The organism is Bartonella sp. AU15XJBT (genome assembly GCF_028618615.1).
Taxonomy (GTDB): Bacteria; Pseudomonadota; Alphaproteobacteria; order Rhizobiales; family Rhizobiaceae; genus Bartonella.
Window position 1 is genome coordinate 1 of the sequence record NZ_JAQITG010000038.1, and the last position, 8,904, is coordinate 8,904.

Genomic DNA, 8,904 nt, shown 5'->3' on the forward strand with positions numbered 1-8,904 from the left:
AAAATCCTTTTCCAACTTTTGCCGCCTCGTGGTCGACAAATGTTCAGCCGCCAAAACCCCTTTGAGCGCATTGGCCAATTCTTGTGCCGCTTTTGGTGAAAGGTTTTTGCCACTGCTTAACGTGGAAAAAATCAGTTCTTTAATCGCCGCCGCCGTCAAAAGAGTAATATTGTCAGAAGCTTTGGCATCAAAGCGTTTTGAAAGGCTTGCTGCAATTTCTCTTGTCTGTTCTAGACGCCGTGACATCACCGCTAAACGCAAAGAATAACGATTAAAACTGGAAAAAGAGGGAATAGAAAAGCTTAAACCCGTTTCCTTTTGTAAAGCCTTCAAAGCCGCTTTAAACTCACCATAAATGGCTTTTTGCGTCTTTTCACGACCATTTAAAGCCTCAGCCGCCTCTGCAATAATTTGATCACAAGCTTGCGGCAATAAATCAATCGCCGTTAAGCGTCCACGCCCGACCTTGCGCATCTTTCACCTCGTCTTTTATTGATGAACGTTTAGGCCGCTTAATCCCCTCAATCGAAAAGCTCCGGTCTAAATGACGTGCCCCCCGTTCCGTTAAAGCCGCAAGCAAAACAGAACCCACACATTTTAACGTAACAGCCCCTTGATCTTCCATAAAAGCCAATTCATTGCGGACAAAATCACCATCCCGCCGGATACCATAACTGTATAACAACCGCTCAATCATCGCACTCGATAACGTTTCGCTGCGCTCACAAGCTAGCCCTTTTAAAATAATCAGCCGCGCTTCTTCACGGATGATTTTATCCATATCTGCTTTCATTTCTTGGCATTCTCCAGTAAAAACTCTTGCAAGCGCTCACCAATGGCTGCCACCGGTTGTAATTGCGCAGAAAGCGTGTTGAGACGACCATTCAATTTCTCCATATTCACTTCCAATCTTTGCAACGCATCGCGATCAGGCAAAAAGTCCATCTCCGTTTCTAACTTTTGTACACGCTCTTTAAGCACAACGAGATCTTTCAGCATTTCCCGCGCACCTGAAGAAAAATAGGCTCTCAAAACCCCACAAATCGCAACAATCGATAACAACAACGATAACCAACCATTGGCCACACTAATATCTAAATTCACGAACCCCTCCTTGACTTCATTAAAATGGCTTTAACCGCAGCTCCTCTGCGCTGTTCGCAGATCAATAAAGCAGCACGATCACGGCTCCAATAATGCACCACTTCGCGCCCATTCAAAGCATGCTCTGGCAGTAAAACAGGGCGGCTACACGCCATGCGAACAACAGGCGGCAATTCAACCGATAAAAACTGATAAGCAAAACTATCCCTTGGCTTGCTTGTTGAGCAAGCGCACACGCTCAAGCCCAATAGCACAGCCAGTAGTTGGCAATACTGCATTGACCTCCTCCATTTTCATAAGCTTTTGTTCCAGAGCCGAAATCACCCCTTGCGCTTGATGCTCTGCTTCAAACACTGCTTGCCTTTGGCGCTCCTGCGCAAGCTGTGCGCGTGCTGAAGCCTTGGCTATCTCTAAGCGCCAATACAAATCACGCGCTCTTTCCGCCTTTAAAATTTCAGCTTTCATAAAGCCAAAAGCCGCTAACATCACACTTGCCAAAACAAGCAAACCAAAAGACAATTTTGAAAGTGGGCTAAACATTGTGTTTATCCCCCCACCCCGCTATCTCCCCGCCATCATAGGAACTGCTATGCCGCTTATGGGAATGCTTCCTATTGGAAAAATCCAACGAACCAAAACCGCGATGCACCCCCAGATTGCCAACAATAATCGCCACCATCGAAGGAATAGAAATCGCCGCCATATCAACAATATGCGGTGCCCCAAACAAACCACCAGAAACGAGCAAAAAAATAACCCCCCAAGCAAACCAAAAGGACCACCATAAATAACGTCGAGACCCCCGATACGATGGCTTCATGTCTCCACCTCGCATAAAAGTCCTAAAAGCTTTTTGGCGCGGTTTAAATAAGTCAAACGCTGCACAAGTCCATTCTTGCCCCCATTAATCGCCTTGGTAATCCTCACAACATCATCTTGGTCAGCAAGCTTATTTAAGCCTTTCATCTGCCAAAACCAAACAGCCGACCAAAGCGCTGCTGGAAACTGTTCCAGCACTTCTGGAAATGCCTCACAATCAACCGCTTGTTCATCAACTGAGCACCAAAACTGGGTAAAGCGTTGATAATTCTTCCGCCCCGTCAACTGGATCAAACCACGCCCTTTAAAGCGCACCCCATCCCCAGGCTTAACATTGCCTAAATCACGCCGCCCCTCATAAGCACGCCCTGAGGCATATTCACGCAGGGTAAAAAAGCCATCACTCTCATGGGCACATTGGCTTAAAAAATGCGCAATACGCAAATGCGTCGTGAGTGCGCCATAAGACAAAACTTCAGGCAATGCGCGTGCCATCTCAACAATAATATAATCTTGACGTGCATGATGCGTCAGTTTAGGCACAAGGCAATGAAGAAAAGAGGCATCTATTGAAATCATAACAAACCGCTCAATGAATAAAATTCATCCGCAGTTTATGAAATCTCACGCCCCCCATATAAGCCTGACACTGTCAGTCAAAACTCTCAATACTCATAAAACTCTGGAAATAATAAACCTTGGGGCTCTTTTGAAGAAATTCTCTTCTTCAAGCGATAGGCTGTACGCACATGCATACCAGAAACCGCAGCTGCAGCATCTACCGACCAGCCCTTTTGCAGCGCTTGCATCATTTTTTGCCGCCGTTCAGCATCTCTACCAAGGGGGATAAGAAGGCGCACACCAGAACCATTAAAACAAAAATACTTGATCAATTGCTCCGCCTCTTCAAACCCAACAATTTCAATCAACCAATCCGCATTCTCAAGACGCCCAGGGATATAAACTTCTCGTCCACCAAAAGCACGCATCATATTCCATGCTGCCTCACTGCCCGCAACAGCGGCTATTTCACGCAATAAGGCAGGAAAATCGCTATAGACTTCCTCGTGCATGCATGCTTACCCCTCGCTTGTAAATCCTTTACGGATGACCCGCCCCCAAACATTCATAACGCGCATAAAATCGCCCCCAGCCATCTCCCCCAAAGCTTTACCACTTAACGCCATAACACTTTGATGAAAAGCTTCCACATCAAACACAACATCGGGATTCAAACGCTTCCATTGGGCACACAAAATGGCAATGCTTGGGTGTATTCCCCTTGAATCTTGGCGGACTTTTCCTCTCCAGTCAACCCCACCCTCACGCTGCAACCAGCTTTTCAACGCCTCAATAGCTCTACACGCATCATCGCTATCGCGTAAAAAGCGAATATGATCAATCCCTGTCTGTCTCTTCACAAAGGCTAGCAACGCCTTATCTGAACGATCACGAATAATGCCAAGATTCCACCCTGCAATCCATAAAGCTTGAAGCTTCTTAGCATATTTTCCTCTCAAAAGCTTGCCATTGACGCCACCCCCATAGGCGCGCATTTCTTGCATCACCAAGCGCTGTTCTAAAAAATTCAAATCTTTTGCCGATTGCTTGCCCGTCAATCGAAAAAGCAGTGCGCGATAGGTCTCATCATCAAGACCTAACGCGCGTTTGCCCATATGAATAGCCGCTAAAGACATGGTATCCCCTTACTAATTCCCTTTATGTCTTCGCCAAATCAAGCGTTACAGCGCGCCAAGGGCTTTCTAATGTATCACGCTCATAAAAACGCACATATTCCTTAGATGTTGTCACACGAATGGCTTCACGGATCGCCCGCATCGCCTCATTCCAACGTGGATCATCAATATCCAAGCGCAACAGCATAAAAATTTCACCCCGATTCACCTTGCCTTCCTTATCCGTATTAAAAGCACGCGTAATAATCGCACGGATTTCAGGGCGCGCATCCGCAGACCATTCATTCAAACACTCATCAAGAAGGCTTTTGGCAATTTGCAATTGCGGACCAAAATCAAAGCTTTCTTGTACCTGCACCTTAATACGTTGCAAACCATCAAAACTGGTGTACGTACAATTGCCCTTTTTACCACGCCGCTCCACACCATATTCCTGCGCAAGCAAGCTATCAAAATCACTCAAATCCGCAATCGTATGGTTGTTAAAACGCGCAATCCGTGCTGAGAGCTCTTTGGCATACCCCATAACCTTACGCACCGTTTCATCTTCCAACAAATCCGCAGGGCGGATCAGGCTTACTGGCACCAAAGCCCCTTTTGCATCCTTCATATAACGCGTGCCTTCAAGTTCAATCTGTTTATTCATCGCTAAATTCCTCCTTCTTTTCCTGAAACCGGCGAAACGGCAAAACATCCCCTGAAGAAGGCGCACATCCCGCTTTCAATTGCCAACGACACCGCATAAGCTCATGACCTAAAATGTGGTTATAGCCTGCTAAGCGCCGTAAATACGCATTCAATTCTCGAACATCTTGTGCATGCAAAAAAAGTCCATTCATCTCATACTTCAAAAAGCCAGAGCGCAAAGCAATCAAGCAATCTCTCACCATATAAGGGTTCCGTTCCATCATTTTCCGCCTCCAAAATCCATATAAATCACACGATTGGTCTTATCTTCATCTCGATCAGAGCCTTCACACTCAGCCAAAACTTCTGCAACTTCAGCTTCCAAAACCGCATCCGCTTCCCCCAAACGGTGAACACTCAATTCCAATTCAAGCGATAAAGCCAAATCCACACACAATTTAAGCTTTTCTCCAATATCAAAACCACATTGATAATCGTCATAAAGACCAACAAGCGTATCGGATAATTCTTTGTCGCATAAAGGGATCATGCCAATTCCTCCACGTCACGGTTTTTCCATGCCGCTTTGACATGTTTCAGGGTCACCTCACACCCATCTCCAAGCGCTGCCATACGTGCCAACATCATGGTTTTATCAATCTGCCGCAAAGCCCCAGCCTTTAAGCCTATCCCTGTCAAAAACTTTATCGCCCCAACATCTTCAATTCCCCAATCATGAATACGCGCTGCAATATCCTCACTATAGGGTTTGCGGCGCTTCAGATGCATTGCCAATCGGCTTTTAATTTGCGCATAAGAGGGACCATTTTGACGGTGAACCAACCGCCCAGAGATTTCATCATTCCCAACCAAAGCGAGCCCCGTGCCATTAATATCAACAAAATGGCGCAACTGATTAATCGCCTCATCCGTTAAATTTTGCGCCTCATCAACGATCAATAGCGTCCCACCACCCACACGCTCTAATCTCTTACCAATCGCACGCGTTAAGCGGGTGGGATTATATTCCACCACTTCCAATTCTGCTGCCATATCATTCAAAATACCGTGAACACTGCGCGTATGCGGGCTGGCTGTCACCAGATAAACATGCGGACGGGTTGCGCGGTAATGACGGCAGGTTTCGGTCTTACCACTGCCCGCATCAAGCGTAATCATCACCATATCCCCCGTACTTTGTGCCAATGTTAAAGTATCAATAATCTCACTGGCAATTCGATTCCTCTGAAAGGCTGGTTTTTCAGGGATCTTTTCCAAAAACCCCGCCGTTTCTTTAAAAACCTCAACCCATTGTTGAACCTTCGCATTTTGCTTACCCAATTGCCCCGCATAACTGCCCGCATACCATTGCGAAAACGTCCCATCCGGCATGCCAATGCGCCGCGCCACCTCCGCTTTCGACCAATCATTCATTTGCCCCAAAGCTCTCACTGCATCCACAAGTTCATTCCATAAAGCAATGTCATCACTGTTGCGGTTTTGTGCTGTCCCATTGGGCTGGATTTTTGGTCGCGCCCAAGGATTTTTATCAACGGTTGCATTTATCGCGTACTTCATATATATTCCCCTTTCGTATTGATTTAGACATCGACAAGGGGAAGGGCTAAAATCTTGCCCCTTGTCTTTTGTCTTCAATGAACATTTAAAGCCGTACGCGATACTAAAACGGCTAACCTGACAAATCCCCCTCTCTTTCTCACACATCGGGGAACTTGCTAACTTCAAGGCTCCGCGCTCAAATCAAGGCAAAGACACCTGAAAACTTAATTGTATTGATTTAAAATATTGAAATGGATTAAGACTTCTCCCCCTTTCTTTGTTAAATCTTCAAGCTGGTACGCGATACAAAACCAGCTTCCTTTCGAGAATTCTTACAAATCCCCCCTCTTTCCTTTCCTATCGTTTAGGAAACTTTATCACTTCACGCCCCTCATCAGACGCCGAAAGCTTTCTCAAAGCTTTATGCAAGTGTTGACTGAATTCTTGGGCGTCCAAAGCCTCATCATCGTCTGCTGTCAAAGCTAAATTCCCCACATGGTTTGGCATCAAGCGGCTCACCTTTGGCTTTATCGGAAGCTTAGATTTGAACGCTTCATCCTTTTTCTCAAAGCGCCCATAAACATCGGCCAAGTGATCAGGCGCAAGCTTTGCCGCTAGCTGTTTTTCTGCTTTAACAGCCTTCACATATTCTTTACGCAAACGCCCATTCAAGCGCGCCGCCTGCTGGTCATAAAAACCTACATCACAAAGGCATGGTGCCAAACAAAGCAACCGATTGTTCAAATCATAAACCCGTAAATCTTGATGCAAATTATCCGGATCAAAACGTACAATCACCTTTTGCCCCGCATACTGGTTAAGTTCACGCGCCCAATAACGATTGCCATAAAAATGGATCTCGCCCGTACCCTTCTGCGCACGCAATGCCTCAGAGGTTAAAAGCCATAAAGCCCGTTGTGCTGCGCTCGCTTGCCGAACTATCGTTCCCTCTGCTTGCAAACTCTCAGTAAAGGTCTCATCAAAACTGCGCCCCGCACAATTAACCGCCTTACGCCCCGCTTGCGCATTGTGTGCACAAATTTGCGCACCAACATGGGCTTTAAACGCTTCAAATCCTATCGCACGCTTGCCATAATCTTCAGGCTTGGCATCCGGTTTATTGCCCGTATAAGCCCCCGCACAAAAGGGATGTTTGGAAATCGCTTCTGCCAGATCACGCCATGCCCGCTCAATCGGTTTTGACTGCCCGCTATAAGGGGTCGTCCATTGCAATTGCACACCCAAACTCGTCAAAAGCCCTTGCGGATCATCCGGCTTAATCTTAAAGCGAAAACGGTTTTGCACACCTCCAGAAATCCACTTGCTGGTAAAGGCACGCCCATTATCCAAGGTCATACGCTCCGGTATCCCATAAGCCTCCACCATATCCCCAATCACCAAACGAACGATTTCCCAAGTCTCAGCATCCGATAGGCGCCATGATAAAATCTTGCCCGAATAAAGATCTTGAATGGCAATCAGATAAAGCCGCACAGGCTTCTCTCCCCAAGGAACACGCACAAAAACATCCAGCTTATGCCCGTCCATATTCACCGCTTGCAGTGCATGCAGGCTTGAGCGATCACGCCGTTGGGCGGGATAAAGCTTTTTTGCCTTTTCTTCGCCCTCACGCGCTAACGCCACAACCGCTTTGGAAACTTGCGCCTTAAAACGACGCCGCAAAGCCCGCTCAGAAGGAATGGGCGCCCAACCTTTCTCCTGCGCAACCGAAACCATCCGCCGATAACATGCCGAAAAAGCAGGGCGAGAGGAACGCAAATAATCCGAACATAAAACCTCCCACGCCCCCTCATGACACGGCGCAAATTGCGAAACAGTCTCCTCACCATAACAAGGCGCCAGCGCTGCCAACCAATCTCACCTCTCATACCCTTCAACCATCTGCCGCCAATTAAAAAGCGACATCCGGCTAACCCCAAATTGCACCGCACTCAAACTTGCCGCATCATGCACACCCATACCGCCATGGAGCAAATCTTCCCAAAAACAAAGCGCCTTCAAACGCTCTTCACAGCGCCTTTTATGCGCCTTTGAAAGCCCCTCATAACGCACCCAAATGCTTGTCTTTTGATCCCCTTGCGTTTGTTTCACATCAACACCCACTCCAGAGCGCAACAACAATGCCGCCCGTGAAACCTCCGGCAATAAGGAAATGTGAACTTCTACAATAGGTCGAGAAACCCCTTTAACTTTACGTGTCAAACCACTTTGATGACGCCATGTGGACGCCAAAATCTTACGCAATCCACCTTTACTTTTCGGCAATCCTGGCAAAGCTGCCTCAGCCAATTCGGCAATACGAAACCACTCCTTCATGGCTGCCCCCTTTTAATGCGAACCGGCGTTGCGCGCATGGCTTTCAATCGCGCTGCAATCTCCCGCTGTTCCTGCTGCAACCGTGCAATCTCTGCTAACCGCGCCTCATCCCCTTGCAACAGCAACAATCCATCTTCACTCACCACCTCATCCCAGAGCCAAAATGCCTCTGTCGCCCGCACAAATGCCTTAAACCGCGGCAGGGAAATATCAACCTGCTTACTTTCCGCAACATACGCATCCAAACTGGCCTTACTTAAACACCCAATCCCTAAATAATGCGCCATACGCTCTGCAATCACACTGCGCTCAACCCGGCATTCTCTCAAAGCCCGCGCCATGGCACGCTTAATGCGTGAGCGAAACCGCCCTAAATCAATCTGCGCAACGGGTTCGCGGCAGGGAAAAACCGGCTTTTGGAAAAAATCAAGCTGCCCGCAACCATGCCTCTTCATGCCTGCTCCTCCCCACGTTCTCTTGCAAGATAATCACAAAACCGCGCCTTTGTCTGCGCATCTGCTCTCTGCCACACCCCTAATAACTGCGCAAAAATCCGTTCCTGCTCATTAATTTGCGGAGGCGTATTAATCCCATTGACCAAATCAACAGCCCGCCGTAAATCCCCCTCAACCTGTTGCAAAGCAATTGCCACCCGCCGTTGCGCAACCGGCTCCATCTTCGCTAATTTCAACAACTGCGCTTGATTATCCGCCAATGCCGTGCCACGCAAAACAGACCGCAACTCCGGCTGTAAATGCTG

14 protein-coding genes and 2 pseudogenes are annotated in these 8,904 nt (G+C 47.5%); all 16 read right to left on the reverse strand.

Annotated elements, in window-relative coordinates:
- Positions 1-474, reverse strand: a 474-nt coding sequence (locus tag PVV57_RS09110; protein ID WP_273783926.1) for a phage protein Gp27 family protein, incomplete at its 3' end; no start/stop codon positions are given.
- Positions 437-793, reverse strand: a complete 357-nt coding sequence (locus PVV57_RS09115; RefSeq protein ID WP_012231816.1) for a hypothetical protein — start codon at positions 791-793, stop codon at positions 437-439. The genes PVV57_RS09115 and PVV57_RS09110, both read right to left, overlap by 38 nt.
- Positions 790-1,104, reverse strand: coding sequence for a DUF2730 family protein (locus PVV57_RS09120; protein ID WP_273718828.1), 315 nt, complete (start codon positions 1,102-1,104; stop codon positions 790-792). Before PVV57_RS09120 ends, PVV57_RS09115 begins: the two co-directional genes overlap by 4 nt.
- Entirely contained in the window at positions 1,101-1,340 is a 240-nt protein-coding gene (locus PVV57_RS09125; RefSeq protein ID WP_273718829.1) for a hypothetical protein, read from the reverse strand. Before PVV57_RS09125 ends, PVV57_RS09120 begins: the two co-directional genes overlap by 4 nt.
- On the reverse strand, positions 1,306-1,644 hold the full coding sequence (locus PVV57_RS09130) for a hypothetical protein (protein ID WP_273718830.1): 339 nt from the start codon (positions 1,642-1,644) through the stop codon (positions 1,306-1,308). Before PVV57_RS09130 ends, PVV57_RS09125 begins: the two co-directional genes overlap by 35 nt.
- Positions 1,637-1,924: a hypothetical protein gene (locus PVV57_RS09135; protein ID WP_273718831.1), complete on the reverse strand. Its 288-nt coding sequence runs from the start codon at positions 1,922-1,924 to the stop codon at positions 1,637-1,639. The genes PVV57_RS09130 and PVV57_RS09135 overlap by 8 nt, the downstream gene beginning before the upstream one ends.
- Positions 1,921-2,502: a peptidoglycan-binding protein gene (locus tag PVV57_RS09140; RefSeq protein ID WP_273718832.1), complete on the reverse strand. Its 582-nt coding sequence runs from the start codon at positions 2,500-2,502 to the stop codon at positions 1,921-1,923. Before PVV57_RS09140 ends, PVV57_RS09135 begins: the two co-directional genes overlap by 4 nt.
- 86 nt (positions 2,503-2,588) lie before the next feature.
- Complete coding sequence (locus PVV57_RS09145) at positions 2,589-2,996, reverse strand: helix-turn-helix domain-containing protein (protein ID WP_273718833.1); 408 nt, start codon at positions 2,994-2,996, stop codon at positions 2,589-2,591.
- A gap of 6 nt (positions 2,997-3,002) precedes the next feature.
- Positions 3,003-3,620 carry a regulatory protein GemA gene (locus PVV57_RS09150; protein WP_273718834.1) on the reverse strand — a complete coding sequence of 206 codons (618 nt, stop codon included), beginning with the start codon at positions 3,618-3,620 and terminating at the stop codon, positions 3,003-3,005.
- Positions 3,621-3,642: 22 nt separating this feature from the next.
- A complete protein-coding gene (locus PVV57_RS09155; protein WP_273783927.1) occupies positions 3,643-4,266 on the reverse strand; it encodes a DUF3164 family protein in 624 nt (207 codons plus the stop codon).
- Positions 4,259-4,528, reverse strand: coding sequence for a hypothetical protein (locus PVV57_RS09160; protein WP_273718890.1), 270 nt, complete (start codon positions 4,526-4,528; stop codon positions 4,259-4,261). The genes PVV57_RS09155 and PVV57_RS09160 overlap by 8 nt, the downstream gene beginning before the upstream one ends.
- Positions 4,528-4,797: a hypothetical protein gene (locus PVV57_RS09165; protein WP_273783928.1), complete on the reverse strand. Its 270-nt coding sequence runs from the start codon at positions 4,795-4,797 to the stop codon at positions 4,528-4,530. The genes PVV57_RS09160 and PVV57_RS09165 overlap by 1 nt, the downstream gene beginning before the upstream one ends.
- The gene (locus tag PVV57_RS09170) at positions 4,794-5,825 is read right to left on the reverse strand and encodes an AAA family ATPase (protein ID WP_273783929.1); all 1,032 of its coding nucleotides are present in this window, start codon (positions 5,823-5,825) and stop codon (positions 4,794-4,796) included. Before PVV57_RS09170 ends, PVV57_RS09165 begins: the two co-directional genes overlap by 4 nt.
- 339 nt (positions 5,826-6,164) lie before the next feature.
- Positions 6,165-8,144, reverse strand: a pseudogene (locus PVV57_RS09175) (transposase domain-containing protein).
- Positions 8,141-8,599 (reverse strand): hypothetical protein, encoded by a 459-nt coding sequence (locus PVV57_RS09180; RefSeq protein ID WP_208438027.1) that lies wholly within the window; start codon positions 8,597-8,599, stop codon positions 8,141-8,143. The pseudogene PVV57_RS09175 and the gene PVV57_RS09180 overlap by 4 nt, the downstream one beginning before the upstream one ends.
- A pseudogene (locus PVV57_RS09185) lies at positions 8,596-8,904 on the reverse strand (chromosome partitioning protein); the annotation flags it as partial. The pseudogene PVV57_RS09185 and the gene PVV57_RS09180, both read right to left, overlap by 4 nt.